The 24,813-nt window shown below is 37.1% G+C and carries 22 protein-coding genes and 1 pseudogene; 12 read left to right on the forward strand and 11 right to left on the reverse strand.

What is annotated here, in order from left to right:
- Positions 1–190 precede the first annotated feature (190 nt).
- The gene (locus V179_RS0121520; protein ID WP_028393314.1) at positions 191–499 is read right to left on the reverse strand and encodes a DUF3889 domain-containing protein; all 309 of its coding nucleotides are present in this window, start codon (positions 497–499) and stop codon (positions 191–193) included.
- 59 nt (positions 500–558) lie between these two features.
- Positions 559–1,536, reverse strand: a complete 978-nt coding sequence (locus V179_RS28475) for a M14 family zinc carboxypeptidase (protein ID WP_034302154.1) — start codon at positions 1,534–1,536, stop codon at positions 559–561.
- A gap of 212 nt (positions 1,537–1,748) precedes the next feature.
- On the opposite strand from V179_RS28475, the gene V179_RS0121530 reads away from it, so the two are divergent.
- On the forward strand, positions 1,749–1,991 hold the full coding sequence (locus V179_RS0121530; protein WP_028393315.1) for a YhdB family protein: 243 nt from the start codon (positions 1,749–1,751) through the stop codon (positions 1,989–1,991).
- 173 nt (positions 1,992–2,164) lie between these two features.
- On the opposite strand, the gene V179_RS0121535 is transcribed toward V179_RS0121530, so the two are convergent.
- Positions 2,165–3,895 carry a phospho-sugar mutase gene (locus V179_RS0121535; protein ID WP_028393316.1) on the reverse strand — a complete coding sequence of 577 codons (1,731 nt, stop codon included), beginning with the start codon at positions 3,893–3,895 and terminating at the stop codon, positions 2,165–2,167.
- 420 nt (positions 3,896–4,315) lie between these two features.
- Here V179_RS0121535 and V179_RS0121540 point away from each other — a divergent pair, with 420 nt between their 5' ends.
- Together V179_RS0121540 and V179_RS0121545 are read left to right on the forward strand one after the other, a co-directional pair.
- Positions 4,316–4,747 carry a disulfide oxidoreductase gene (locus V179_RS0121540; RefSeq protein ID WP_028393317.1) on the forward strand — a complete coding sequence of 144 codons (432 nt, stop codon included), beginning with the start codon at positions 4,316–4,318 and terminating at the stop codon, positions 4,745–4,747.
- A complete protein-coding gene (locus V179_RS0121545) occupies positions 4,744–5,220 on the forward strand; it encodes a thioredoxin family protein (RefSeq protein ID WP_028393318.1) in 477 nt (158 codons plus the stop codon). Before V179_RS0121540 ends, V179_RS0121545 begins: the two co-directional genes overlap by 4 nt.
- Positions 5,221–5,357: 137 nt before the next feature.
- Here the strand turns inward: V179_RS0121545 and V179_RS28480 are convergent, their stop codons facing one another.
- Positions 5,358–5,765 (reverse strand): DUF5365 family protein, encoded by a 408-nt coding sequence (locus V179_RS28480; RefSeq protein ID WP_051405074.1) that lies wholly within the window; start codon positions 5,763–5,765, stop codon positions 5,358–5,360.
- 208 nt (positions 5,766–5,973) lie between these two features.
- On the opposite strand from V179_RS28480, the gene V179_RS0121555 reads away from it, so the two are divergent.
- Positions 5,974–6,879 carry an RluA family pseudouridine synthase gene (locus V179_RS0121555; protein ID WP_235179187.1) on the forward strand — a complete coding sequence of 302 codons (906 nt, stop codon included), beginning with the start codon at positions 5,974–5,976 and terminating at the stop codon, positions 6,877–6,879.
- Between the two features lie 45 nt (positions 6,880–6,924).
- On the opposite strand, the gene V179_RS0121560 is transcribed toward V179_RS0121555, so the two are convergent.
- Together V179_RS0121560 and V179_RS0121565 are read right to left on the reverse strand one after the other, a co-directional pair.
- The gene (locus V179_RS0121560) at positions 6,925–7,179 is read right to left on the reverse strand and encodes a GlsB/YeaQ/YmgE family stress response membrane protein (RefSeq protein ID WP_028393320.1); all 255 of its coding nucleotides are present in this window, start codon (positions 7,177–7,179) and stop codon (positions 6,925–6,927) included.
- A 459-nt stretch (positions 7,180–7,638) separates the two neighbouring features.
- Complete coding sequence (locus V179_RS0121565) at positions 7,639–8,469, reverse strand: aldo/keto reductase (RefSeq protein WP_028393321.1); 831 nt, start codon at positions 8,467–8,469, stop codon at positions 7,639–7,641.
- Between the two features lie 598 nt (positions 8,470–9,067).
- On the opposite strand from V179_RS0121565, the gene V179_RS0121570 reads away from it, so the two are divergent.
- The 7 genes and pseudogenes from V179_RS0121570 to V179_RS30270 form a co-directional block, all read left to right on the forward strand.
- The gene (locus tag V179_RS0121570) at positions 9,068–9,688 is read left to right on the forward strand and encodes a DUF47 domain-containing protein (RefSeq protein ID WP_028393322.1); all 621 of its coding nucleotides are present in this window, start codon (positions 9,068–9,070) and stop codon (positions 9,686–9,688) included.
- 14 nt (positions 9,689–9,702) lie between these two features.
- Positions 9,703–10,701, forward strand: a complete 999-nt coding sequence (locus V179_RS0121575) for an inorganic phosphate transporter (RefSeq protein WP_028393323.1) — start codon at positions 9,703–9,705, stop codon at positions 10,699–10,701.
- Positions 10,702–10,862: 161 nt separating this feature from the next.
- The gene (locus tag V179_RS0121580; RefSeq protein WP_028393324.1) at positions 10,863–12,119 is read left to right on the forward strand and encodes a helix-turn-helix domain-containing protein; all 1,257 of its coding nucleotides are present in this window, start codon (positions 10,863–10,865) and stop codon (positions 12,117–12,119) included.
- A gap of 16 nt (positions 12,120–12,135) precedes the next feature.
- Positions 12,136–12,960 (forward strand): EcsC family protein, encoded by an 825-nt coding sequence (locus V179_RS0121585; RefSeq protein ID WP_028393325.1) that lies wholly within the window; start codon positions 12,136–12,138, stop codon positions 12,958–12,960.
- Between the two features lie 124 nt (positions 12,961–13,084).
- Positions 13,085–14,218 carry an alanine dehydrogenase gene (gene ald, locus V179_RS0121590; protein ID WP_028393326.1) on the forward strand — a complete coding sequence of 378 codons (1,134 nt, stop codon included), beginning with the start codon at positions 13,085–13,087 and terminating at the stop codon, positions 14,216–14,218.
- A gap of 391 nt (positions 14,219–14,609) precedes the next feature.
- On the forward strand, positions 14,610–15,467 hold the full coding sequence (liaG, locus tag V179_RS0121595; RefSeq protein WP_028393327.1) for a LiaG family protein: 858 nt from the start codon (positions 14,610–14,612) through the stop codon (positions 15,465–15,467).
- A gap of 121 nt (positions 15,468–15,588) precedes the next feature.
- Positions 15,589–15,884 (forward strand): annotated as a pseudogene (locus tag V179_RS30270) (DUF2935 domain-containing protein); the annotation flags it as partial.
- A gap of 307 nt (positions 15,885–16,191) precedes the next feature.
- Here V179_RS30270 and V179_RS0121605 read toward each other — a convergent pair.
- From V179_RS0121605 to proC, 3 genes are all read right to left on the reverse strand, one after another.
- The gene (locus V179_RS0121605; protein ID WP_028393328.1) at positions 16,192–16,950 is read right to left on the reverse strand and encodes a YqjF family protein; all 759 of its coding nucleotides are present in this window, start codon (positions 16,948–16,950) and stop codon (positions 16,192–16,194) included.
- Positions 16,951–17,107: 157 nt separating this feature from the next.
- Positions 17,108–18,475, reverse strand: coding sequence for an FAD-binding oxidoreductase (locus V179_RS0121610; RefSeq protein WP_034302158.1), 1,368 nt, complete (start codon positions 18,473–18,475; stop codon positions 17,108–17,110).
- A 152-nt stretch (positions 18,476–18,627) separates the two neighbouring features.
- A complete protein-coding gene (proC, locus tag V179_RS0121615; RefSeq protein ID WP_028393330.1) occupies positions 18,628–19,437 on the reverse strand; it encodes a pyrroline-5-carboxylate reductase in 810 nt (269 codons plus the stop codon).
- A 485-nt stretch (positions 19,438–19,922) separates the two neighbouring features.
- Between proC and V179_RS0121620 the strand changes: the two genes are divergently transcribed.
- On the forward strand, positions 19,923–20,510 hold the full coding sequence (locus V179_RS0121620) for a DNA-3-methyladenine glycosylase (protein WP_028393331.1): 588 nt from the start codon (positions 19,923–19,925) through the stop codon (positions 20,508–20,510).
- A 223-nt stretch (positions 20,511–20,733) separates the two neighbouring features.
- Here V179_RS0121620 and V179_RS0121625 read toward each other — a convergent pair whose 3' ends face one another.
- Together V179_RS0121625 and V179_RS0121630 are read right to left on the reverse strand one after the other, a co-directional pair.
- A complete protein-coding gene (locus V179_RS0121625; RefSeq protein ID WP_051405075.1) occupies positions 20,734–21,276 on the reverse strand; it encodes an RDD family protein in 543 nt (180 codons plus the stop codon).
- Positions 21,277–21,615: 339 nt separating this feature from the next.
- Positions 21,616–24,648, reverse strand: a complete 3,033-nt coding sequence (locus V179_RS0121630) for an efflux RND transporter permease subunit (protein WP_028393333.1) — start codon at positions 24,646–24,648, stop codon at positions 21,616–21,618.
- Positions 24,649–24,813 lie beyond the last annotated feature (165 nt).

Genomic DNA, 24,813 nt, shown 5'->3' on the forward strand with positions numbered 1-24,813 from the left:
TCTCCCCCTTTTTTCTTCCTTATATTAATGTATGAAAAAAACGAGGGAACATGACGGAAGTTGGCATGGCTCTAATTAAAAGCCTTTCACTTTTTTCCAAACAAGTGACCATAACGCAAAGGAAAAATTCACTAATCCTGTGTCCTCAATACAAAAAGACACAGCTTCCAGCTATGTCTTACAATTCTCTTTATTTACTTTCTTCAACTGTTAAATTTAATAGCTTATTATTAGCTAGGCTATGTTTGATTTTCACAAGCACATTGAATTCTTTTCCACCTTCAGCTACCAAGAAAAGAAAATCATCTTCGACTACATCTTTTTCCAATTGTTTTCGGCCTTTATATTCATAGTCAGTGACTTCTTCAGCCGGATAATTTTCTTGAACAACAGCAATCGCGATTTTACCGTATTTTTCATAATCTGGAGTTTGTGCCATAACTGGTTGGAACGTACTAAAGCTGAGAATGAATATAAGTATTCCTATGATTTTCTTCATCTTTTCCCTCCTGTTACAATGGTATATCTTATAGTATGGATCATATTTTTCTCCTTATTCTAAAGTGTTGAATATGCTTCTGATGCAAGCATCAATAAAACAGAACGGTTGCGATTCCATTCTTCATAAATCACATCAATAGGAGGGCTCGTTTCATCGACAAGATGGCTTAACTCAATCGTCATAGCTGGTCGTTCAAACTCGTTAATGAACCAATCTGTATATCCACTTCCATTGGCATTTTCCTTAGGAATCGACAGTTTATATCCTGTTTGGGCCGTCACTTTTTTCACTAGATTATAATCACGTAAGATATTCTCCGGCTTATTATGGTAATACCAAAAAATTTCTCGTCCTGAAGTATGATAAGAAACAGCAAGTATTGGTTTAATTTGTTTAGTAAACAGGTAGAGAGCTTTTGTTTCAGAAGCTTCTAGTGGTTTCTTTCCTTTATAAAATTGATATTGTGGTGTCTGTGTATTTGTATCCACTTCATTCCACCCAGCAGGATATTGACGGTTTAAATCTATCCCTTTTGCGTTCGCTTTCCACCTTGACCAGTTCGTGCTAAAGTTGTTCATCCTAAACAATGCCCATTTTTCCTTGAGGTCAAATGCGGATAAATCCCCCTGTTGGATTTGAACACCATCTGGGTTTACCATAGGAACAAATATAAGGCTGACTTCATCTAATATATTTGTGGGATACCCATCAATGGTTACATTATATTCATAAGCTTTAGCATATGCTTTGATCATTTTCATGATTAATAAGGTAGAGAGCCATTCTCTGCCATGATGCGAGCCATTAATCAAAATAGATTTTTTTCCTTTTCCTAGCTTAACTGCCCAAATATCCTTTCCCTTTTCAGAGTGACCAATCGACATCAAGTTAAGATGGTAGCGCTTTTTCAAATCCATTAATTCTTTTTCATATTGCAAAACAGAATAAACAGGAGTTTTTGTTTTTGTTTCAACTTGAAGGGGATAACTAAGCAAAATCAAGGTTCCTACTATGGATACGATGAATCTTTTCATACATGCACCACCTACGTTTAATCAGGTGGTAACCCCACCTACTCAATTTTAATAAGGGAATATTACTGATGTGACAGTTTAATGGTGCAAAAATTTCTTTAACCAGGTAAAAAGCAACAATCCCGTTTCAGCGACATCTCCACATTTTACATTGTAATGAACGAGCGCGTTTACACAAACTACAAATAGCTCCTTAGTAAGGAGGAACTTTTATGACTAAAACGGATTATGACAGAGCTTTGTTTTACACACACAGATCAGAATGGGATAATTTGCTTATTTTAATGGTCCGTACGAAAGATCATTTTCTTTCAAAAAAGATTGAACGTTTTTTACACGCCTACCACTTTAATCACGACTACAGGCTTATTGAAACACATTTATATACATTACTTCGTTATCTCGATCACGCAGCTGAAAATACAACAGATTATTTTGAGTTGCTTCCAAGCTAGTTTTGCAATAGCTTCTGCAAATTGGAAAAATATATACAAGAAGAGAGGATGTCCTAAAGAGATAGACCTTGCAACTAAATCCAGTATTAATTAAGTGTATGAGACACTAATACTGATTATAGTGCGAAGTCAGACCCTTATAAGACATCCTCTCTTCTTTACCTAAACGCTCATTAAATCAATTGTTGAATACTTGTCATGAAGTCTTCCATCACTACTGACAATTTTTCTTCCGCATCTTTCATCGTCTTTCCTTGAATACCAAAGTAAAATTTGATTTTCGGTTCCGTACCTGATGGTCGTAAACATACCCAGGTGCCATCTTCTAAAAAATACTTTAGTACATTCGATTTAGGTAGGTCAATTGGAGTTTGTTCATTTTTTAATAAAAAGAACTTTTGACTGCTTTGGTAATCTTCTTGTACAACTACATGTTTACCAGCAATTTCTTTTGGTGGATTTTCACGAAACTCATTCAATATACCTTGAATTTGTCTAGCCCCATTAATTCCTTTAAGAGTAAGTGATTGTAATCCTTCCAAATAGAAGCCGTATTTTCCAAAAACTTCTAATAACCCTTCATACAATGTCATGCCTTGTTGTTTGTAATACGCACACACCTCTGTAGCTAGAACAACAGATTGAATGGCATCTTTATCTCTAGCGAAATCTTTAATTAAATAGCCATAGCTCTCTTCATATCCAAATAAAAACTGGTGTTCACCTGTTTGATGATATTGACCAATTTTCTCGGCAATGAATTTAAACCCAGTAAGGACATCTACGGTTTTTAACCCATAACTGGCAGCAATTGTACGGCCGATTTCAGAAGTCACTATTGTTTTCAATACAACGCCATTTGCAGGCAATGTACCTTTTAGTTGTTTTTGTTTTAATAAATAGTCCAAGAACAATGCACCCGTTTGATTTCCAGTTAAAACCACATATTTTCCATCCAAGTCTTTCACAGCGACTCCTAGACGATCAGCATCTGGATCGGTGGCTATTAATAGATCCGCATTTACTTGGCTACCAAGCTCTATGGCCAATTCAAATGCCGCTGGTTCCTCTGGATTTGGCGAGGAAACAGTAGAAAAGTTCGGATCAGGAAACTCTTGTTCCTTTACAACGTGAACGTTCTTATATCCTAGATCTTTCAATGCACGTTGCACAGATTTGTTAGCTGTACCGTGAAGCGGTGAAAAGACAATTGAAATATCCGTTTCCGCTGCAAGTAATGGACTTTCTGGAATGCTTAACAATTGTTCATTATAAGCTGTATCTAACTCTTCTCCAATGGAAACGATAAGCCCTTTTTCCTTTAATATTTCAGTATCTCCAACTTGAAGAACAAGTTCATTTTCAATTGCATTCACATATTGAATAACTTTATCTGCCTCAGCTGGTGGCAATTGAGCACCATCAGGACCATATACTTTATAACCGTTATATTCAGGTGGATTATGGCTTGCAGTAATCACAATTCCCGCTGTCGCATTTAATTCTCGAACGGCAAAGGACAATTCTGGAGTTGGGCGCAGTTCATCTGAGAGGTAGGCTTTAATTCCAGAAGTCGCAAGGGTCTTGGCTGCTTCTAAGGCAAATTCTGGTGACTTATGACGAGAATCATAGGCAATGACTACACCGCGCTTTTTCGCTTCCTCACCAAATGATTCTATATATTGAGCTAGTCCCAACGTTGCCTTGCGAACTGTATAGACATTCATCCTATTCGTTCCTGCGCCAATTTCCCCACGCATTCCACCTGTCCCAAACTCAAGGTTTTTATAAAACGCATCCTCAAGTAACGCATCATCGCCTTCTAATTGCTCAAGCAAAACTCGTAATTCATTGTCTAAATTTTGATCCTCTATCCATTTTACGTATGTATCTCTCCAATTCACAGGCACAGTCCCCTTTTCAATTACATGGATAATATTTAGAAAATTCGAATTTGGATATATTTCCTTTTTACCGTACCACATTTGTATAAAAAAAAGAAGTAGAAAAAGCGACAGTTTCCAAAGTAGTGATCAAAGCCCATTACAACTAAAAAAGGCAGCAAACAAAGATGTTTTTTCTACTGATTTAGAATCTCAAAGCACACCTTTTCTAGACCTCTCTTCTTGTTTAGTCATCGCACCATTCACTTCATTTGAAAACTTGTTCAACTGGTTTCGATACCCCTAATTCCTTAAATATCAATCCGCTTTCGTACAAGCAATATTGCTTAATAACTTTTAGTAAGTATATTTATTTTACAGAAGGGCTTTGGACATACTATAATTTTTATGAAAAAACAATAGGTGGAGAGAAGATGAAAAATGATAAAAGATAAGCGTGAAAACTATTTATTCTTTGCGTGGGCAGTATCTGTCATCGCAACGCTTGGCAGCTTGTACTTTTCCGAGATTAAACAATATGAGCCATGTAGCCTATGTTGGTTCCAAAGAATTGTCATGTATCCATTTACTGTCTTATTAGGGATTGCGGTTGCAAGAAAAGATTATCGTATTAGTTTATATACCATGATTCTATCCGGGATTGGAGCTCTTATTTCAAGCTATCATTATTTAATTCAAAAAGTTTCTTTCTTCGGAGATCATGCCGTTTCTTGTGGAAGGGTTCCGTGTACAGGGCAGTATATTAACTGGTTCGGCTTTATTACCATACCGTTCCTTGCTTTGACTGCATTCGTCCTAATCTTCATCTGTAGCACTATCATCTGGAAAAAATCCAAGGAGGAGTACGCATGAAAAAAATCATTATTTTTCTAGTCGTTATTTTAGCGTTGTTCGCAACATTAGGAATTGTAACGACTATGCAAAAAGACGAAAAATTAAAGGCAACAGATAATCCATATGGTACGGACAAGCTTGAGCCAGCAACTATAGATCAATTGGATGATCCAAACTATCAAAACATCATCCTTCCAGCGCAATTAAATAAGAAGCTAGAAGCAAAAGAGGATGTGGCTGTTTATTACTTCAGTCCTCTTTGCGAACATTGCCAAAGAACCACTCCCATTGTGGCTCCACTCGCTGAAGAAATGGGCATCGACCTTGTTCAATACAATCTTCTTGAATTCGAACAAGGCTGGAATGATTACAATATAAAGGCAACACCAACAATTGTCTACTATAAAAATGGCGTGGAACAAGCCCGCATCATGGGTGAAAATGATGAAGCAACGTTTAAACAATGGTTTGAAAACAATGGCGTTAATTAATGAAAAGAAGCTCCTTTTTAAGTACTTGTTCACTAATAATACACTAAAAGATAATTAAGATTTTTTCCTTTGCAAAATGATTAAGAGGCTGACGAATTTGCGTCAGCCTCTTATTTAGGTAAAATGAAGGATAATGACTAGTTTAAAAATTGTCTTGTCGGCTCTTCATAAAGCATTGAAGAGTTTTCTTCATTTACATCATTTGATTGTAGAAAGTGATTGCTAAAAAAAGGGAAAAACATACCGTTTTCATTAAGTAATTGAATATTTTTGCTTAATAGTAATTCCATTTTCGTTTTAACCGAACGCTGTTCATTTTTTCCATTTCTCTCTAGAATCGTGATGATAACTTGCAAACTAGTCATAATCTGGTACGCTCTTTTTAACGTCTCTGCATATGCTTCAGACTTCAGCACTCCAATTTTTTTAAAATGTGCGATTTCAGTTTCTGGAAAATACTTCGGAAAAACAAAATCAAAAAAATATGAAACAAGATTCTCTATTCTTTGTTCTTGTTCATAAGTAGAAGAGTAAACAATCTTCACGAACAACCCACCCTTGTAAATCAATAAGTATGATAATGGTTTCAGTTTCTTCCAATAGAATACCATAAGAATCAGGAAGAAAGGGAGGGAAATATCACCACTTATTTTTTATTTCTAGGTAGAAAGATTCATAAAAATCCCATTAGCCTGTCAGAAAATGTTGTATTATGTCGAATTATTTATTAATATGTCGAAAGTGGTGGAAAAAGTGCTTAATAATAAGCGAAATCAAGATAATTTGGTAATTACTGCACCTCAAAAATGGAATGAATTAACAATAGAAAAACTTATGAAAGACTATTGGAAAGCACCAAAAAAACTGGTACATGAATGGCGAATGAGTAAAAAGGTAACAATTAACGGAGAAACGGCTCAGTGGACTAAACCTCTACAGGAAGGTGATATGCTTGGCATTCCCGTATTCGAATGTCCTCTCACTGATTTACCGGTGCCGAATGATCTCCAAATCGATATTTTGTATGAAGATGATCACCTCTTAGTTGCTAATAAACGGGCAGGTATGGATACCCATCCAACAAACCCCAAACAAACTAATACACTCCTCAATGGAGTTGCATATCATGTAGCAATAACGAATCAAAAGCCGTTTATCAAACATATCCATCGCCTTGATAAAGATACAACAGGTGCAGTGCTGTTTGCGAAAAACCCCTTTGTTGGTGCAATTCTAGATCGAATGTTAGAAGATCGTACAATAACTAGGACCTATGTTGCTTTAGTAGAAGGGAAAATGAATAGTGAACAAGGTTGCATCGATGCAAAGATAGGCCGAGACCGCCATCACGCAACCAGAAGAAGAGCATCCCTAACTGGACAAACAGCAATCACTCATTATAAAGTTCTAAAATTTTTTCCTAAAAAAAATGTAACAATGGTAAGCTGTACATTAGACAGTGGACGGACCCATCAAATACGGGTTCACTTTAGTCATATTCAACACCCATTAGCAGGCGATACATTGTATGGGGGAAAGAAAACTTACCATCGACAAGCTTTACATGCCCGAAAAATTGAATTTATTCATCCTATTACTGAAGAAAAACTATGTATACCTGCACCTTATTTAGATGAACTGCCTATTTTTACCATATAAAAAAAGGATGCCAAATTGGCATCCCTTTTTTATATGGTGATAGGTCTATGAAGCGCGACGTGTACCACGCAAGATTAGACTTAAGATAAATACGAAGACGATAGCACCTATCAATGATGGAATAATCGCGAAGTTAGAGACAACAGGTCCCCAATTACCTAAAATTAATGAACCTAACCAAGCACCCACGAAACCTGCGATAATATTTCCGATAATACCAAACGGCACATCACGTCCAATAATCATTCCTGCCAACCAACCGATAATCCCACCAATAATTAATGACCAAAGAAAACTCATATTATTTAATTCCTCCTTAAATTTTTTTATTCTAAAAGCTAAGAGTTAAAGTTTTCTCTTACTTTTATTGAACGGCAGCTTTTTAGGGTCCAATCAAATTCGGGTGACCTACTCCTATAATATTGAATAATATCCTTGTTCTAAACTAATCAACTGCAAAGTCACCCTTCACCCCACTCGGATAATTAATACCGAATCATTACTTGCCGTCTTATATAGTTACTTTCCCCCTTTTCACATTCTAAAACCAAAAAAATTTGAATAAAAAAATGTAATTATTTCAATGATTATTATTGAGCAAAGCGGGTATAGCTAATTTCCCTCTTTGAGCTAGAACCGAGTTTTAAAGTCAAACCCTCAAACATAAAAAAACCTGAAACAAGCAACGATCTGCTTGTTACAGGTTTTTATCCCGCATTAACGGGCTGTGTAACCCCACTGATTAAAGTTTCACTTTATTTAAAACTTCACTTCGTCAGGGTTTGATCCATAACGCTCATTGAGATTTAATGCATCAATTTTGTTCATCTCGTCCAAGCTTAATTCAAAGTCAAAACATTTAGCATTCGCTTCAATTCTAGATGGAGTAATTGACTTAGGTATAGCTATCGTACCATGCTGTAAATGCCATCTAATTAAGACTTGCGCGGCAGATTTATTATGTTTTTTAGCTAAGTGATTGATGGTTGGTTCATCAATAAGATGTCCTTGACCAAGCGGACCCCATGCCTCAACTTTAATATCATGCTTTTTACAAAACTCTCTAATTTCAGGCTGCGAAAGACGTGGATGTAGCTCAATCTGATTTACAACTGGTTTAATTTCTGCATTTGCTAATAAGTTCTCCAAATGATGAACATGGAAGTTACTTACCCCGATGGCACGTACACGGCCTTCCTTATAAAGAGTTTCAAGTGCTTTCCAAGTTTCAATATATTTATCTTGCCCCGGCCAATGAATTAAGTATAAATCCAAATAATCAAGTCCAAGTCGTTCAAGGCTTGCTTCATATGCTTTTAAGGTTGATTCGTACCCCTGATCCGTATTCCAAACTTTAGATGTGATGAAAAGTTCCTCACGAGGAATTCCGCTTTCTTTAATTGCCTGCCCCACACCTTCTTCATTTTTATAAATAGCAGCAGTATCGATGGAACGGTATCCTACTTCTAACGCTTTCTTTACTGATTCAACAGTTTGACTTCCATTTTCAACCTTGAAAACACCAAAACCGAGCTGTGGAATTTCTACACCGTTATGTAATGTGATAGTTTCGCTTATACTTTTGATCATCGAATAACCTCCTCTATAATTACAAAGATTATACCATTAACTGGTTTCTTCTTCTAAAGAAATGGTTTAGATAAAGTGAAATTCAGTAGCAGAGGGAGTTCTTCACTCGTACTGATTGTTATTCCCGTTCTATAGTCGTTACTATCTCCGCACAGCGTAGATAAATCGACTCTAGATCTAAGTTTCAATACTCACAGATTATGTACACCGCGTCCTCATGTCTTCTTCTTTGTGCCCCACAATCTGTTGGCGCAAACTATACCTCTGCGTAACTCTCGATAAGTTTCACTGTATTTCACTAATCGGGGGTTTTCTGTCCATTAATACAGGTAAAAGAAAAGAACCGTTTTGTCTATATCCATTTCCCAAGAAATGCATAACCTTATATTATAATTGATCTTTATTGATGTAGAAAGCACACATTATAATGTATTTTAAATTTTCTGTATTTGTTTTGTTAAGTTTTTGTAAATTTTCGTCGAAATATCTTCCCTATAACTAATAGAATTCGTTACAATAAGTTCGCTAATACTATACATAGGCTATTGCCTTTTAAATGTTAAATCTATACCAATTCTGCTTTTATGGGGGTTTTCAAATGGTTTTCAAATCAAAGAAAGACAAGTTCGCACATGCTCTTATTAATATTTCTCAAAATTTAAAAGAGAGCGCTGATTATTTTCATGATTTTAAATTGAAGAATGTTAGCGATCTTAAGGTTTTCTCAGAAATGATGAAAGAGTATGAGCATAAAGGCGATGATATGGTCCATGGCGTTATTACAGACTTAAACAATGCCTTCATTACGCCAATTGAGCGTGAAGATATCCTATTACTAACAATGAGCATGGACGATGTGTTAGATGGCCTTGAACACTGCGCTGCTTTGTTTGAAATGTATTCAATTATCCATGCGGATGAATATATGTTGAAGTTTGTCGAAGCGATTAAAGAATGTACGTATGAAATTGAAAAATCTGTTGACCTTTTAACAACAAAAAAATTATTAGATATTCGTGAACACGCGATTAAAATTAAAGATTTGGAATCAGTTTGTGATGGAATTCAACGTCAATCCATTAAAAATCTGTTTTCAGTTGAAAAAGATCCAATTCGTATTATCCAATATAAAGAAATTTATGAAAGCCTTGAAGAAATTGCTGACCATTGTCAGACTGTCGCCAATACACTTGAAACTATTATCATGAAAAACGCGTAAGGAGTCTTCCACATATGGATAGTTTATTTCTATTAACGTTATTAATCGTCATCTTTGCACTTGGATTTGACTTTATCAATGGTTTCCATGATACAGCCAATGCCATTGCAACTTCTGTTTCAACGAAAGCTCTTAAACCACGCCATGCGATTATCTTAGCTGCAACAATGAACTTCGTTGGTGCTATGACATTCACAGGCGTTGCCAAAACCATAACAAAAGACATCGTTGACCCGTTTACCATACCGAATGGTTCCACTGTCATTCTTGCTGCCCTTATTGCAGCCATTGCTTGGAATTTAATCACTTGGTATTACGGAATTCCTAGCAGTTCTTCTCATGCTTTGATTGGTTCAATTGCAGGCGCAGCGATTGCAGCGGCTGGTTTTACAGAAATTAAATGGAGCGGATTTTTAAAGATCCTTCAAGCTCTAATCATTTCACCAATTCTCGCATTTGCGGTTGGATTTATCGTTTATTCCATTATTAAAGTGATCTTTAAAAATAATAATTTAACAAAAACTAACAAGCAATTCCGTACGATTCAAATTGCTACGGCAGCCCTTCAATCGTACTCACATGGAACAAATGACGCTCAAAAAGCTATGGGAATTATCACTCTTGCTTTAATAACAAATGGCTACACAACATCCAGTGACATTCCATTCTGGGTACAATTCTCTTGTGCGCTGGCAATGGGTCTTGGTACATCAGTCGGTGGTTGGAAAATCATTAAAACTGTTGGTGGAAAAATCATGAAAATCCGTCCTGTAAATGGAGTTGCTGCCGATTTAACTGGTGCTGCCATTATCTTCGGAGCAACACTTATTCACTTACCGGTTAGTACAACTCATGTTATCTCTTCATCTATCCTCGGTGTCGGTTCTGCTCACCGGATTAAAGGTGTGAAATGGGGTACTGCCAAGAGCATGATTATTACTTGGTTTATCACATTACCGATTTCAGCAACGCTTGCAGGTTTGATTTACTTCATCCTTCATTTATTTTTATAATACTTTTAAGCTCCTTTCCGTGCTATTAAGCGGAAGGGTTTTTTTATTGCCAATTTTTTCACTTCCCCCTTTTTATAAAACTAATTCTTTCTTATATGTCAAAAAGTAGATTAAAATTAAATATATGAAAAATAACTTTTTATTAAGGGGAAATTAATCATATGCATGGTGGGGAGAAAAATCGAGACATTTTCAAAGGGTTATTTGGTGATATGATGGAATTTGCTGACCGAATCAGTTCCGTTCTGGGCGGACCAGTTACCATCGAAGACGGCAACCATCGATTACTAGCTTATAGTAGGCATGAAGATACGACCGATTTAGCGAGAATTTCTACAATACTTGGCAGAAGAGTGCCTGAAAAGGTAATTAATCGCTTATGGAATGAGGGCGTCATTCCTGCCCTTTTAGATGGGGATGTTCCTATTAAAGTCAGCTCTATTGAAGGTGTTGGTCTCGGGAATCGAGCTGCTGTTTCGATACGGAAAAACAAAGATGTACTAGGGTTTATATGGGTTCTTGAAGTGAATCAGCCATTTACAGGAGAAGATTTACAATTTCTACAATTAGCAGCCCAGGAAGCCAAAAATCAGCTGCTACAGCATCAATTAAAGAAACAACAGAAAGATGCAAATAATAAGGAATTCTTATGGAGACTTCTTACCGGCCATTTCCAAGGAGAAAATGATATTAAAGAAGCCCTATCTAAGTATTCGCTTCCGATACCAACCCTCTTTTCCATCATCGTATTCGAATTTCCAGAAATCATTGATGAAAAAGTTGAACGACATATTTCTTATATGCTTACTATCACGCAAAAGATTAGAGTGTACTTATTTATGACTGATCAGAACAAGCTCATTTTATTGAATGTTACAGACGATGTCGAACAACTTTCTACTTCGGTACATTCATTTATTCCTTTCTTCATTAGGGAAATGAAAAGCCGCTTCGGTGTGGAAGGAATTCTAGGCAGCTCAGGCCTTTCCTACTCTCATCTTTCCAACGGGATTAATAGCTATCAAGAAGCCCTTTATACCTTAAAAATTAAAATGGCATTTCCTGAGGATACCACCTCGATTATTTATTATGAAGACCTGGGATTATACAAAGAGTTCGATTATTTTTTACAACAAAGATCAGCTGTTCAACAAGTGCATCCCTCGATAACTAAATTAGAAAAATATGATTCAAAACACCAGACCGAGTTATTGCGGACGCTTGAAGTTTATTTTGATAGAGACTGCAGCCAAAATGATGCCGCAAAACAGCTGCATATCCATGTAAATACACTTAACTATCGCTTGAAACGAATTGTAGAAATTGGACATGTTCGTCTGAATGATCCTATGCAAAAAATGACCATCTTTCTCGAATTAAAAATTAGGCATTATAAAGACTTTTTAAGAAAAAAATAAAAGGATGGGATAATCCTTGAACAATGAATCAAAAGAATATTTAGAATCAGAACTGCAAATTATAAACAAATGGGAAAAGGAGCAAAAAGGGTTATGGTTTTGGGAGAAAATTGGACGTTTACCCTTTAAGTTACTTGATAAAGCAACCCCGGCATTTATTCAAGACAAGATCGCTCTCTTTCTGGATGAATTAGGAAGCTTCGTTCAAAGTGGCGGGCAGTATTTAACGAAAGAACAGTCCGTCTTTAAGCGAATTGAAGGTTATATCCCAGGAAAATCCATTAAATCTGTGGAAGAGTGCGCAAATGTTTCGCTACATGTCATGAGTTCTGTAAGCGAAGACATAAAAAAAACCAATAGCAAGCTTGCAACAGTACAAGGGGCATCTACTGGAATTGGAGGGATTTTCACGCTGACCATTGACGTCCCTTTATTATTAAGTTTGTCTTTAAAAACCTTACAGGATATCTCACTAGCATATGGTTTTGATCCGAAAGATAAAGAAGAACGAGTTTTTATTGTTAAGTGCTTGCAATTTGCGACAGCAGATATCGTTGGCAAAGAAGCGATATTAAATGATTTATCCTCATTTCACAGCAATGAACAAGTTGGTCGGAAGGAAATGGTAAGTCAGCTTCAAGGTTGGCGTGAAGTCGTCTATACATATCGCGATCAATTTGGTTGGAAGAAACTCCTGCAAATGATTCCGATTGCCGGGATGGTCTTTGGAGCTTTTACCAATCGGAGCATGATTGCAGACGTAGCTGAAGTTGGTAATATGCTTTATCGGAAACGCCGGATTTTGCTGCGATTAGAAGCAAAGCAAAAACAGATTCATTGAGTGTTTGTGAAATTCCACAAATATTCATTTTAGAATTTTCTAATTTCACATATCATATTTTTTCTGATGCAGTTATAATTTGTGTACAAAGAGTAATTTTCTTTTGAAATGGAGTGATTTAATTATGCGAATTGGAATCCCTATGGAAATAAAAAACAACGAAAATCGTGTTGCTATTACTCCTGCCGGTGTTGTCGCTTTACGTAACGCTGGTCATGAAGTATATGTTGAAAAAAATGCTGGTGTAGGAAGCAGCTTTTCAGATGAATCTTATCTAGCTGCTGGAGCTATTATTGCTGAAACAGCCGAAGATGTTTGGTCCACATCGGAAATGATTCTTAAAGTAAAAGAACCTATCGCGTCAGAATATCAATATTTTCGAAAAGATTTAATTCTTTTCACATATCTACACCTAGCTGCGGACTATAATTTAACTAAAGCGCTTAAAGATAGTGGTGTTTTGGCAATTGCCTATGAAACAGTTTCCGTGCACAACACGCTGCCATTATTGACGCCAATGAGTGAAGTTGCAGGTAGAATGGCTGCACAAATAGGCGCTCAATTTCTAGAAAAACCTCATGGCGGTAAAGGAATTTTATTAAGTGGTGTTCCTGGTGTAAAACGTGGAAAAGTAACAATTATCGGTGGTGGAGTTGTCGGTACGAATGCGGCGAAAATAGCCGTCGGTTTAGGAGCAGATGTCACGATTATTGATCTCAGCCCTGACCGTCTTCGTCAATTAGATGATATCTTTGGTAATCAAATTTCCACATTAATTTCTAACCCATATAATATAGCACAAGCTGTATCTGAATCTGATTTAGTCATTGGTGCCGTATTGATTCCTGGGGCAAAGGCACCTAAGCTTGTTACAGAAGAAATGGTAAAAGCGATGTCTCCTGGTTCTGTTGTCATTGATGTTGCAGTTGACCAAGGTGGAATTTTTGAAACGGTCACCAAAATTACCACTCACGATCAACCGACATATGTGAAGCATGGAGTAGTCCATTATGCCGTCGCAAACATGCCTGGAGCTGTCCCAACTACTTCAACAATTGCCTTAACAAATGTAACAATCCCGTACGCACTGCAGATTGCCAATAAAGGAGCCGTGACAGCCATTCTTGAAAACGAAGCTCTGGCAAAAGGAGTAAACGTCGCAAACGGCGAAATTACCTTCGAGGCAGTAGCCAAAGACCTCGGCTTTAAGTACGTACACGTTGAAACCGCATTAAAAAACGAAAATATTAATGCATAAACGACCTAAAACATCAAAACCCTCTTAGAACTACTCACAAATGAAAAAAACAGTGATAAGAGTCTGCTCAAAGGGTCTGGCTTCACACTCTATACACCGTTTATCGTGACATGTTCACGTCTTAAACGATTTATAGTAGATGTGGGTCCGGACCCTTTTGTTTTGAACATTCTTTCAAAAATTTGATATTTATCGATAGATTATTACGTTCATCTTTAGTTTTACGTTTATCCCAATCTAATTAACCTTCAGTGAAAAACAATGATGGAAGTTTCAGTTGATTAATACGCCTCAAGTCTTAGCAATAAATAATTCCTCCGCTCATTGTTTAAACAACAGTATTTCCCTAAAATAAACTTATCGAAAACAAATCGCTAACGGAGGTTTTATTGTGAAAAATTATCTAATGATTTTTCTTGTGATTATCGGGATTGGCCTATTATTTACAATATCCAATACAATTCCATCGCTTTTTAATCATGCGGAATCAAATCAGGCAAAAATAACAAAAGAAATAGATACACTTGATTTTCACATTTCAAGTGTAGAGGCGATAGTCGTCCCAGAAAAAAGGTCAAATATACAAGCTAAGTTAAGTGGCAAGGGTACTGTCAACGTGAGACAAAAAGGGAATAAAATAATAATAGAATACAAGCGTAAATGGTTTGAGCAAATTGGATTTTTCAGTTCCCCTAAACTTACGGTTTATATTCCTGAAGATTACAATAAAAGCATGGACATTTCCGTGTCATCTGGCAGCTTAAAGTTTGCTGGTGACTCAAAGAATCATCCAATGGAACTTAAAGATCTTTCAATAAACATCGGATCAGGACACGCAGATTTATCCAATCTTACGGTAGATACCTTTACTTCCGTAGTTTCATCTGGAAATTTTGAAGTGAACTCTGTTACATCAAATGCTGGAGACTTTGACGTGAGCTCTGGTAGACTGGTTGTCAAACATTATAGTGGTGAACTGCAAGCTGAGGTTTCGTCTGGCCTGCTTAATATCCAACTTGATGAATTAACCGGTCCAGCTGATGTTACAGTAAGTTCAGGTTCCGTCAAATTAGATTTACCTGAAGACGCGGATTTTACTCTTCATGGCAAAGTTAGCAGTGGTGTCATTCATAATAACTTTCAGTTAAAAAACGAAATAACATCAGATAAGAAATTTGAGGGAACGTATGGCTCTGGCAAACATCCTGTGAACCTACAAGTTTCAAGCGGGGCCGTCACTGTTCATTAAGTGCCTTTGTTCATTTATCCAGCAAAATATTGGACCCCCCTGCTAAAATGAATGACTTCCAGAAGTATCACATATAGATGAAAGTAGCTTGTGATAAAAAAAAGGGGGGATAATGGCAAATGAATTTGTAACTAGGTCATTAGACTTTAGTCATGATTTTGATCAACTGATGTACCAAGCAATGGATTTGGAGCATATAAGACCAGAATTTGAAACACCTGCCCTGCCCTTCTAGACCAAAACAGAGTTTCCGTCGTTTCACTAAGGGACTTCAAGAAAACAGCGCGAGATTTAATCGAAGCATGCCGGATAAAAAGTAATATCCACCCTCTTCTAGCTGATCATGTATTTAGGGAAGCAGAAAGGTTTATTGAAATTATCGATATGTTCGAAGCGTATCTTCAAAATAGTCATTGATCATCTTCTTTAAGAAATGCAAGAAATTACAAAAAGGAAGTTTCCCATTTTTGGGGTGGAAGCTTTCTTTTTTTGCTTTGTTAAACTTGTCTGTTGATTGGAACGTAAGGCATTCATTCTAATCAACAGAGTGCAAAAATCAACAATGAGGTTTAATATAGCCTTTTTATAGTAACTGTTTTACTATGTTGATATTCGAATAATCAATAAACGACATCATTAGATGTTTATATTGAATTCTACTTAGCGAAGATTGTTTTTTGTTCGCTCGACTACAATGCTATTTCCCATTTTTTTAGATTTTTACTTACTTCAATCTCTCTCCTACCCTCTTCGGTGGATAGCAGAAAACTCTTCTTTGCTTTGAGTAATGCAGTAAACTAGGAGTATTCGGACAGTTATCAGCAGATAAAAAGGATATCATTGTATTGATTGAAGTGGTTGCTGTCGCATTTGACACCTTCCATTGATCATGATGAATATCTCCTCTAATGAGATATTTCCCCAAAAACGAATACATACAATATCGCTCTAACAACCAGTGATCTAAAGTTCCTGGCAGTGTTTCAAACAACACATTTCCCGGCTGATAAGTTAGATTTATTTTTTCTGAGGTGTTTTTATCTGATAGCCTATAGCTCTTAAATTGGAAAGCATTTTTCATCTGCTTAAATTCCATATTGGCATGTTTATAAGGAAGCCCTATCGCGGTTTTTAGTCCAATCACAAAGAGGGGATGATTCGCATCTAGGCTGAAAAAATAGATACCTGGGATATCTTTATACTTTACATATGTTCTCACATTTATCTCCAAATAGGCATTCAGCAATGGAAGGGATGGTATTCCCCTTCCCTTCATTTTTGTGACCCTAAATGGAATAATCGTGATCCATGCCCTATTTTGATAAACATCAAGTTCTAGTTCAAGTGGTACGTAATTCCTTAAAACATTCGGATCCATTGGATAATGGATAAATAATAAGTCCTCCCACACTTGGCTCAATAACCAAGGTAAAGAAGGCAATGGAAAAGGTCGGTGATCAAGCTGCATAAATTCGTCATGCATGAATCTTTCTCGCTCCTATCATGAATAAGGTTAAACGCATTTATTTTACCTTATCCTATACTCCTATATTTATGAATATAATGAGAAACAACCGCACGAAAAGTTATCCTGACTTTAAGATCACTCATTATTTAGAAGCCGAGATGGTTTATTCTATTTAATCCAAAAATATTTTTCCTGGATTTAGTATCCCTTTCGGGTCTAAAACTTGCTTAATCGCTAACATGACATCATATGCATTTCCATGTTCGCGACGCTGGTAAATCCTTTTGCCTATTCCAACCCCATGTTCACCTGTACATGTTCCACCACGACTAAGTGCATAGTCAACAATTTCTGCATTTAACCGCTTCGCTTCGGCTACTTCAATTGGATCTGTCAAATCCAACATAAAGAGCACATGATAGTTGCCATCCCCAACATGACCGGCAATGGCTCCTTCTACTTTCGATCGGTCAATTTTTTCGCGAGTGTTCAAAATCGCCTCCGATAATTCATGTAGTGGAACACTGACGTCAGTAGACATAAGCTTCTTTCCAGGTGAACTATGAATCAAAGCATATGCCAGCTTATGCCGCGCTTCCCATAATTCATTTCTAGCGATAGAATCAGTTTCAAACGTAATATTCTCACAACCTAAATCACGAACAATGTCCTTTGCAAACTCTACATCTTGAGCTAAGCCTGCTGCGTTGCCATGAAATTCAAGGAATAGAGTCGGTTTTTCTTCATAAGACTTGTTCATATAGGTATTCACCTGTGTAATTGAACGCGCATCAACTAGTTCAATTCTTGCAATTGGAATGCCAGCAGACATAATTCCATTCACAGCTGAAAGCGCTTGCTTTACTGAAGGAAATGAGGCTCTACCTGCGACAATTTCTTCAGGAATGCCATACACTTTAAGAGTCAATTCGGTGAATACACCTAGAGTCCCTTCTGAACCGACAAACAGCCCATTTAAATGTAGCCCTGACGAAGATTTCGTTGCCAAGCTTCCGGTATGGATGATTTCCCCATTGGCTAATACTACTTCAAGGTCACGAACTTGATCACGCATGATCCCGTATCTAACCGCAGTTGTTCCACTAGCATTTGTCGCTGCCATCCCACCAAGAGTTGCATCTGCACCTGGGTCAACCGAAAAGAACAGTCCATATTTCTTTAGAGCCTTGTTGAGTTGTGTGCGCGTAACCCCCGGCTGAACTTTGACTAAAAAATCTTTTTCTCGTACTTCAATCACCTTGTTCATCAGTGACATATCCAGTGAAATGCCACCATTAGAAGGAATCGCATTCCCTTCCAAACTTGTGCCGAGTCCAAAAGCAATGACAGGAATTTCCTGTTCATTTGCGAATTTTAATAATGCACTTACTTCCTCTTTACTTTCTGGAAATGCGACGACATCTGGTAAATGTGGAGTATGATAGGACTCATCCCGGCTGTGCTGCTCCAATACCGTTTGATTAATCGTTACCCGGTCTTCTGCTAATAGACTTTTCAGTACTTTCACGTAATCTACCATAATGTCTCTCCCCTTCATTAATCGTTGTCCAACTTAATCTTAATTCATATTAACGGAAAATTAAATATATTCACACTCCTGTTATAGAAATAAACTTCGTATAGTTTGCTCGAAAAAAAAAAGCCAATCGCAACTGGCTTTTCTCCCATTCTTTATTCGTCATCTAATCCTTTACTTTTCCGAGTGCATGCTTTCATAGCATTCAAGATCGATGCCCTGAAATTACTTTCTTCCAATGCAGCTACAGCTCGAATCGTTGATCCTCCTGGTGTGCATACATCATCCTTCAAACTTCCAGGGTGCTTTTCGGTATCAAGCACCATTTTCGCAGCTCCGAGTACAGCTTGGGCAGCTAATTTGTACGCTTGCTTTCTCGGAATACCATCTCTGACTCCGCCATCAGCTAATGCTTCAATGAACATATAGACGTAGGCGGGTGAAGAACCACTAATAGCAGGCACTGCATCCATTAATTCTTCTTTCAGCAGTTCTGTTTTTCCGAACGCATTCAAGATTTCTTCTACATCCGCCAAATCTTTTTCAGTGATTAATTCATTGATGGATAATACCGTCATTCCTTCTCTAACTAATGAGGGTGTATTTGGCATCGTCCTTACCAATTTAACTGCCTTACCGAAAGCAGACTCCACCGTTTGAATGGAAATGCCTGCTGCAATCATTATAATAATAGCCTCTTCTTTCACATCATATTTAATTTCTTCGATCACTTTCGCATAACTTGATGGTTCAACTGCTAAAAATAAGATATCTGCAAACTGGGCAATCTCTTGATTATTTAGCGATCCTTGAACATGAAGTTTTTCCCTAACCATTCGTAACGTATTTTCTGAGCTTGTACTTACCTTTATTGAGTCAGCTGGAACAACACCCGCTGTAATCATCCCTAAAACCATCGCCTGTCCCATTTTTCCACAGCCAATAAATCCTATTTGTTTATTCATGTAAGACACATCCTATTTGAATATTCTTTACGATCCAGTTTAACAATACATCATTGAAAACAAAAACCAATGATGGAAGGTTCACTTTATTATAAGATGATTTAAATGAACTATGCTATTATTTAGCAATTAAGATATTTTCATAAATACATTTCAATAAAGTGCACTTCTATCAGTGGGGGTTTTACTGACCCATTAATGTGGGATAAATGAAATTAAATTGTTTTTTAAGGCTCTTTTCGTAAAGATTGTTGTTTTTAGCAAGAAACCAATTCGAACAGATGTTGATCTTCGTTACAGGTGCGAGACTCCTGCGGGAAAAGCGTGTTGAGGGAGACCCCGCAAGTGCAAAGCACTGAGGAGGCTTCTGAGACCGCCTCTACAACGGAAATCAACCCGGGTTATTAGTGTGAAAATGATTGAAAAGCAACAAAGTATGTGAAAACAGCCTTTTTTAAAAACTGCTAACCAGTGGAGGAATACATATGACAAATTTTCACGCATTAGCCATAGATTTTTATGAAAAATCAACCTTGGATCTCGCAAAATCTTTACTTGGCTGTTTATTGGTAAAAGAGACATCTGAAGGCATTTGTTCAGGATATATCGTCGAGACAGAAGCTTATATAGGACCTGAAGATCGCGCCGCCCATAGTTTTAACAATCGGCGAACGAAGCGGACAGAAATAATGTTTGGCCATTCTGGATTGGTATATACGTACCAAATGCATACTCATACACTGGTAAATGTCACGAGTGGTGGAGTTGATAAACCCGAAGCCATCCTCATTCGAGCTTTGGAACCAATCGAGGGGATTGAATTGATGCAGCAAAGGCGTGGCTTGCAAACTGAGAAGAAGCTGACGAATGGCCCCGGGAAATTAACAAAGGCACTTGGGATTACGATGCAGGACTACGGCTTGTGCTATACGAAACCACCGATTTATATTACACCAGGTATATTACCCAAACATATTTCTAGTGGACCTAGAATCGGCATCGGAAACAGTGGTGAAGCAAAGGACTATCCATGGCGTTTCTGGATTACAGGAAATTCGTATATCTCCAAGTAGCCAACTGAATACTTTCAAGTAATATACCCCAGAAAGCAAATTGGCGAGACAGGATGAACATTCTCTAGATGTGTATCGATCAATGAAATGGGCCTTTCATGTAGTTTCACGAATAAGAAGAGGACCAGACATTAACTGCCTGATCCTCTTCCTTTGGAATGTTAAAGTGATAACAATAAAATATAATCAATTCATTTATTTTGATCCAATCGATTATTTTTAATTACGGCTTATTTTTCGTTACATATGTGCCAGCAATTAAGTCGTGAATCGCGCGCTTATCTTCTCGTAGTCCAATCATGAAAGCACTAATTACATAGAGAACACCTGAAAGTAACAAGCCAATGAATAGCCAAGCAAACCCTTTAAATAATTCACTTACTACCGCATCCGACATCAGATCTTCACTCATGAAGACATCAAATCCAGAAACACCAAATGATACAATAAAGCCAATTATCCCTAGAAATGAAGGCAGTCCATATACAATCCCTGCAATGACATAACGCTTAATCATCGTCCAGAATGTGACCTGGCTCCCATCAAGCTTCACTATCCGAACACCAAGTGCCTTTTTCCCAACTGTATAACCATACCAAAAGATAGGAAGCAATAAAGCGTATAAAAATGAAATAATATTGCTCAACCATTCAGATGTCCCATTCGAAAAAATTGCTCCTAATATTAATCCTAATACGATAAAAATAAGTGCATCAATCACCTGTGCGCCAAAACGCACCCAAAATCCTGCTTGGTTTTCAATCATAGATGTGTCCTCCTTTACTTATGCCACTAACAAATTATATTCAATTATACATAAATATAGAAGTTACAATTATAACCAAAAGGATATAATTTACTTTTAATAAAATGAACTATGTAGTTGCATAAAGATGCTCACCTTCTGCTTGATACCATCTTAAATGACGTTGAAAGTAGCTTATCTATCAAAAAAACCGATTTAATAACACAACACTAAATGGATTAATTATGCAAAGGGTTTGGCCTCACAACTGCTATATACAGATTATAGTTAGTATTTTAAATTTTGCTCCTATATACCGTATTTAGAGTGCGAGGTCAAACCCTATTAGGACACCATTAATTATAATGAAATTTCTTGTTCAACACTTTCAACAGCCCGTTGTTTCTTTGATTTCCTAAAATAAAGTAGCTCATAAATACATGGGATGACGATTAGTGTCAGTAAGGTCGCCATGGCTAGGCCTCCAATGACCACAATGGCTAGACTTTGTGAGACTAAGCTTCCAGTTTCAGTTTCTTTCAATAATAATGGAATCATTGCACAGATTGTGGCGATTGCTGTCATAAAAATCGGTCTCATTCTAGTAGCTGTTGCTTCTACCAACGCCTCCCGAATGATCATCGTTTGTTCGTTTTGTTTAACGCGATCTAAAAGAACAATTGCATTTGTCACGACAATTCCTATGAGCATCAATGCCCCTAGAAGTGCAGTTATATCTACTGATATTCGGCTTATGACAATTCCTAAAACAGCTCCGATTGCTGCAAGCGGAAGAGAGCAGAGAATAGCAATGGGTGCTTTAACCGATTTAAAGGTGATGACCATAATTAAAAATACAATACCGATGGAAACAAGCATAATGAGAAATAAATCCATAAAATCATCTGCTTGCTGAGCACTAGCGCCTCCAATTAAAACGTCAACATCTTCTGGAAGGTCCATCCCTACTTGATCCTTTTGATCCCCGAATATCTCAAGATTCACCTTGCTTGATATTTCAGACAGCTTTGCAGGATCGACAGAAGCCGTTACCCGTAAGTAGGTTTCTCCGTCTTTATGGAACTGGTTAGTTGAACGCTCTTCACTTTGTAATGAAGCGATAGACGATACTGGTACGAGCCCGGTAGCTGTAGAAATCGGAATATTTTTCAATTCTTCAGTTGTTTTCGTATCAAGAATAGGCTCCAACAACACTGGTGTTTGTTTGTCATTCAAATTGATCGTTCCAATTGGTGTTTGATTTAACATTATACCAACTTGTTGAGCGATTTGTTCTGTATTCCCTTTTGAAGGGTCTACTGTTAAGGAATAAACAGTTTTCTTTTCATCTAGATTGGTTGTCACTTCTTCCACGCCATCAATTTTTTCTACTTTTTCTTTAATAGCGTCGGCTGTTTTTTCAAGGTCAGTTACATTTTCCCCGATTACATCGATTGTGACATTCGTACTAGCTCCTCCCATCATAAACGAGGAAGCGAATACCTCTAACTGAGCATCAGGAAATTCATTTTTCTTATTTTCCACTTTATCTAGTATCTTTTCTGTGTCTTCTTTATCATGTAACAAAATACTTAAGGTCGCTTCGGTAGGTGATCCAACATAGCCGAACTGAGCTGCTTCAGCCGGAGACCCTACTTGTGAGAATACATAGTTGACCTCATCCATTCCACTTACCCATGATTCTAGTTCAATCGTCTTTTCTTTTACTTCTTCAATAGGTGTATCATTCGGATAACTTAGTGTAGCAACGACATAGTCAGCAGAAGAATTATCAACCGCACCCTTAGGGATGACAAAATAAGTTCCGATCGAACCGATAAAAAGAAGGAATGAAATCAAGAATACAATCCATTTATGATTTAATGACCAAGTAACCATTTTGGGGAAATGTACTGCCGGTTTATGTTCAGGAAGCTTTGTATTCTTCAGTAAACCCGCACTCATTAAAGGTACAACGGTCAATGCGACGATGAGGGAAGCAAGCAAGGAATACGTGACCGTTAAAGCAAATGGTAAAAGAAATTCTTGAAGTCCTCCATTCAACAAACTCATCGGCAAGAAAACAGCCACTGTTGTTAATGTTGAGGAGGTAATAGCAACTCCTACTTGCTTAGTTGCATCAATGACCATTTGAACAGAAAATTTCTCTGTTTGCATTTTTCGAAAAATGTTTTCGATGACAACAATACTGTCATCAACAAGTCGCCCTACTGCAACAGCGACTCCGCCAAGTGTTAAAATATTCAATGTAATACCAGACCACGACAGCAAGAATAGTGTAAAACAAAGTGATAGTGGAATCGATACAATGGTAATAAAAGTAGACCGGATATTTCGTAAAAATACCATAATGACAATGGTTGCGAAAAGTGCACCAAGCAGGACTTCTTTCATCATTGTCTGTACAGAGGTCTGTACCATGTCAGCAGATGATATGTAAACAACAGACTCTTGTTGATCATATATTTCATTTATTTCCTTCGTTACTTTTTCTACCTCTTTACTTATTGTCACTGCATTTGATTGGCTATCCTTCGTAATGCTTATATCTAAACTATCTTTCCCATTAAAACGACTAATGAAATTCGCATTCTTTGTTTCTGTAATCGCTGCTATATCTCCTAGCGTTACATTTGGAGCTACCATTAATCCTTTCAACTTCTCTAAACTAGTTATGTCACCAATCACCTTAATGTTGCTTGTTTTTCCATCAATGATTTTTTCGCCGACGGACAAGGCTGTGTTTTGACCTTGAAGAACACCCATAACTGCTTGCAGTGAAATTTGTTTTTCAGCTAATTTATCATTATTAATTTTGACGGATATGATGGAATCTGTAATCCCATACAAATCAACGCTCGAGACACCTTTTATATCTTGATATAACGGTTGGAGTTTTTCCCGTGCTAACGCCATATTATCTGGCGTCATTCCATCTTCAAAAGTTACGGCTATATTAGCAATGGGAATCATAGATGTATTAAGTTGCGAAACGGTAGGCTTTGATATATTTGGAGGCATTGTTACACGATTTAATGCATCTTGAACGTCTTGTTTGGCTTGCTTCATATCCGATCCTGCTTCAAAGAATATGTCAACTTTTGAGAAACCATCTCCTGTTGTAGAGTAGACAGATTTCTTTCCATTCACACCAGTTACTGCTCTTTCTACAGGAATCGTTACCTCTGATTCCATTGTTTTCGAATCTGTACCTTGACCCATTGCGATAATCGTTACCTGTGGATTATCAGCAGCAGGCAGAAACTCCATTGGTAATCTAAAATAACTAACAACACCAATTATTAAAATTAATATGGTCACTAATGAAACTGCGGCTTTATTACCAAACGCCCACTTCGTTATGAACGACACTACTACATCACCTCTGAAAAAATAAATTTTACACCGATACAAATATTACCATAAAACCACTGAAAAAGTACTCATTATTCCCTTAATTATAAAAATTAACAATTTTACATTTTGTTCATAATTCCTCCTCATTAACTAACATATACCTTACATGTTCATTTTAGA

Source organism: Bacillus cihuensis (assembly GCF_000504145.1).
In the GTDB taxonomy this organism is placed as follows: Bacteria; Bacillota; Bacilli; order Bacillales; family DSM-1321; genus Peribacillus; species Peribacillus huizhouensis.

Bases quoted from the DNA above. Each gene is read 5' to 3' on its own strand.
- V179_RS0121520 (WP_028393314.1), bottom strand. From the start codon at position 499: ATGAAGAAAATCATAGGAATACTTATATTCATTCTCAGCTTTAGTACG.
- V179_RS28475 (WP_034302154.1), bottom strand. From the start codon at position 1,536: ATGAAAAGATTCATCGTATCCATAGTAGGAACCTTGATTTTGCTTAGT.
- V179_RS0121530 (WP_028393315.1), top strand. From the start codon at position 1,749: ATGACTAAAACGGATTATGACAGAGCTTTGTTTTACACACACAGATCA.
- V179_RS0121540 (WP_028393317.1), top strand. From the start codon at position 4,316: ATGATAAAAGATAAGCGTGAAAACTATTTATTCTTTGCGTGGGCAGTA.
- V179_RS0121545 (WP_028393318.1), top strand. From the start codon at position 4,744: ATGAAAAAAATCATTATTTTTCTAGTCGTTATTTTAGCGTTGTTCGCA.
- V179_RS0121560 (WP_028393320.1), bottom strand. From the start codon at position 7,179: ATGAGTTTTCTTTGGTCATTAATTATTGGTGGGATTATCGGTTGGTTG.
- V179_RS0121565 (WP_028393321.1), bottom strand. From the start codon at position 8,469: ATGATCAAAAGTATAAGCGAAACTATCACATTACATAACGGTGTAGAA.
- V179_RS0121570 (WP_028393322.1), top strand. From the start codon at position 9,068: ATGGTTTTCAAATCAAAGAAAGACAAGTTCGCACATGCTCTTATTAAT.
- V179_RS0121575 (WP_028393323.1), top strand. From the start codon at position 9,703: ATGGATAGTTTATTTCTATTAACGTTATTAATCGTCATCTTTGCACTT.
- V179_RS0121580 (WP_028393324.1), top strand. From the start codon at position 10,863: ATGCATGGTGGGGAGAAAAATCGAGACATTTTCAAAGGGTTATTTGGT.
- ald (WP_028393326.1), top strand. From the start codon at position 13,085: ATGCGAATTGGAATCCCTATGGAAATAAAAAACAACGAAAATCGTGTT.
- V179_RS0121605 (WP_028393328.1), bottom strand. From the start codon at position 16,950: ATGCATGACGAATTTATGCAGCTTGATCACCGACCTTTTCCATTGCCT.
- V179_RS0121610 (WP_034302158.1), bottom strand. From the start codon at position 18,475: ATGGTAGATTACGTGAAAGTACTGAAAAGTCTATTAGCAGAAGACCGG.
- proC (WP_028393330.1), bottom strand. From the start codon at position 19,437: ATGAATAAACAAATAGGATTTATTGGCTGTGGAAAAATGGGACAGGCG.
- V179_RS0121620 (WP_028393331.1), top strand. From the start codon at position 19,923: ATGACAAATTTTCACGCATTAGCCATAGATTTTTATGAAAAATCAACC.
- V179_RS0121625 (WP_051405075.1), bottom strand. From the start codon at position 21,276: ATGATTGAAAACCAAGCAGGATTTTGGGTGCGTTTTGGCGCACAGGTG.